Source organism: Corynebacterium sp. (genome assembly GCF_030152825.1).
GTDB lineage: Bacteria > Actinomycetota > Actinomycetes > Mycobacteriales > Mycobacteriaceae > Corynebacterium.
Window position 1 is genome coordinate 1 of the sequence record NZ_JASLIP010000083.1, and the last position, 2,508, is coordinate 2,508.

At 65.9% G+C, this 2,508-nt stretch carries 3 protein-coding genes and 1 pseudogene; all 4 read right to left on the reverse strand.

The genetic code is table 11. The features are described 5' to 3' along the window. Nucleotides 1–676: NAD(P)H-binding protein (locus Q1V78_RS08630; protein ID WP_300613639.1), on the reverse strand; the 676-nt coding region annotated here is incomplete at its 3' end. Between the two features lie 191 nt (nucleotides 677–867). Continuing rightward, a pseudogene (locus Q1V78_RS08635) lies at nucleotides 868–993 on the reverse strand (excalibur calcium-binding domain-containing protein); the annotation flags it as partial. Between the two features lie 79 nt (nucleotides 994–1,072). Next, complete coding sequence (locus Q1V78_RS08640; protein ID WP_300613640.1) at nucleotides 1,073–1,423, reverse strand: hypothetical protein; 351 nt, start codon at nucleotides 1,421–1,423, stop codon at nucleotides 1,073–1,075. Then, nucleotides 1,417–2,508 (reverse strand): hypothetical protein (locus Q1V78_RS08645; protein ID WP_300613641.1); only part of this gene is annotated, 1,092 nt, incomplete at its 5' end. The genes Q1V78_RS08640 and Q1V78_RS08645, both read right to left, overlap by 7 nt.

Genomic DNA, 2,508 nt, shown 5'->3' on the forward strand with positions numbered 1-2,508 from the left:
CGAAAGTGCGATTCACATCAGCTGGTAGCTCCGCCGCGCTAGCCAGGTAGAAGACCACATCGCGCACCGAAATCGGCGTAATCTCATGGCGAATCCAATCCGGACCAATAGCGCCCGGCAGACGCTCCGAGAGATGACGCAGCATCTGAAAAGAAATCGAACCCTGGCCCAGCACCACGCCGGCCTGCAGCGCGGCCGTCGGGACCTTCGAGTCCAAGAAGATCTCGCCTACCTCCACACGGGAGCCCAAGTGCTCCGAGAGCTCTTCATCCGAAGGATGCAGCCCACCCAAGAACACGATGCGGCCAATCTCCTGCTCCTCCGCCACCGCAGCAAAGCGCTGTGCCATCTCGCGCTCTTCCTTACGGAAGTCACCGCCCTCCCCCATGGAGTGGATGAGGTACCAGGCTGCCGTGGCGTCGGCAAGCGCGGCTCCCAGATCCCGCCTATCGGTTGCATCGCCCTCGTAGACCTCAACCTCGCCCGCGCCGGCCTGCTTACCCTCAGCCACGATCTTGTCACCCCAGGGCATCGACAGCGCCGTGTCACGGCTGCGGGCAAGCGTACGCACCCGCCAACCGCGGTCCAGCAATTCCGTGACGAGGTTACTGCCGACGTACCCCGTCGCACCCGTCACCAGTGCAAGCCGCGTCTGTACAGCGGTATCGTTGGTCATAGCGTTTCCTCCGGCCCTCCGGCGCACGCCGGCGAGTGCAATGTTGCCAATACATTCGACGGTACGCGATTGCCATAATTTATGGCCGCCGATGCCTACCTCATCATTCAGCGACCGGGTAGCGGCGACACCAACGGGCACGCGCTTGGCAACGCCGCGCAAATGCCCTCTCCTTCACAGTTACCGATTAGCTATTTTTCACAAGCTACGCCGTCACCGTCGCGATCGAGATCGGAGCTGTAACCAGGATCTCCCGCATAGATCGGGGCTGCACCAGCGGCACGAACTGCTGCACAGTTTGCCTGGAACGCGGCGGCCTGTTCGCTTAAGCGGCCTGGTGCGGCCATGCTGAGCATGGCCACGCTTGGCGCGGGCAGGTGGGCCCACCCCGTGTCGCTAGTCGAAGAGATTCGAGGGCACGCACCAGCCCGCGCGCTTGATGTCGCGTTCCGCCAGTCCGGGGCCGGGTGCTGGGCGGTCCTTCCCGGCCCGATGGCTCGCAGTTTCTTCGCTATCGACACCCGCGGCACCGGCCGCCCGATCCGCAGCCTCCCTGCCACCGGCGGTGCTGGCTTCGAAGCCCTCGTGGCCGCTCTTGCCCTCCTGCCCCGCCTGGGCTTGGCGCTCCACGAGCTTCTCCAGAGTGTCCCGGTGCTGAGACATTTCGAGCTCGAAAGCCGTCGCAGCCTCATCCATGCGGGCAAGGAACTCCCCCATGATCGCCTCGTACTTATCGCGGTCTACCACTGCCCGCTCCTTTCAATCCCCACCTCATAGGTCCGCTCCAGGGTGATCCCGGTGGTTGCGGGCTTCACCGCGGGCGAGCCTCCAGGCTCCGCGTTCATTCCACCAATCGCACCGTCGCCAGAAGCATGGGCAATCTGCCCTGCCTGGGCGGTATCCGCCCCCTCAGCCAGCCAGATATCTGGGCTCCAGGCCGTGGCTTCGGCGGCTTCAATGTCCTGGGGCAGCGCACCGGAGGTCTCCAGTTCGACGACGGGCCAGTCGTCGCTCGACTGCCCCTCCCTGTTGCCGTTCGGAGTGCTGCCTTCACCGTGGCTCGCAGAAACATCGTGGCCTGAACCTGCTGTGTCATCCTCAGGGCTGGACTGCGGTGTCTCCACGCCTGGCGCAGCCTCAGCCCCTGGGCCATCATGTTCCGGTGAGTCCGTGCCGACCGTTGGCGTAGCGTCCTGCCCCTCCGGGAGATCCTGAACAGCCTCGCCAGCCTGCTCGAACTGCTCACCGTGGCCACCGCCGACGTCCTGGCCGGTCACCGCCTCCAACACCGCCGGATCGGCGGTGCTGAGCTGCACCTCTCCCTCGCTGCCCGCCACAGCCGCTTCGCAGTCCGCGACCAGCTGATCAGCCGCTTCGGTGAGCGCCCTGTTGCGGCGCTTCAGCTGCTCGCACACGGCGCGCTGGGCGGAATTCCCCATCGCCTTCAGCAGCTCCGGCGGGCACTCCGGCAGCGCGATGCGAGACTGCTCCACCTGGTCCTCAAAGCGGGAAACGATCCGCTCCACCTCCGCGGCCGTCTGCTCGCAGAGGTTGCCGATGAGATCCGCGGCACCCCTGCCCGAGTCCGCAACCTGCACCAAGCCCTGGTCGTACTGCTGCTGCGCGGCGCACGCCTGGGCCAGCTGCACACCACCGCAGCCCTCAAGATCTTTCGGGTCCGCCCGGAGCACCGGCGGTGGCTTCCTAAACAGAAGATGGGCGGCGGACTGCAGAGCATCCGGGTCCAGGCCGCGAGTGAATCCAGCGGCGGACTCCGCAGGCCCCACCGGGACGCCGTAACTGGCCAGCTGCTTGATGGCGCGCTCCACGCG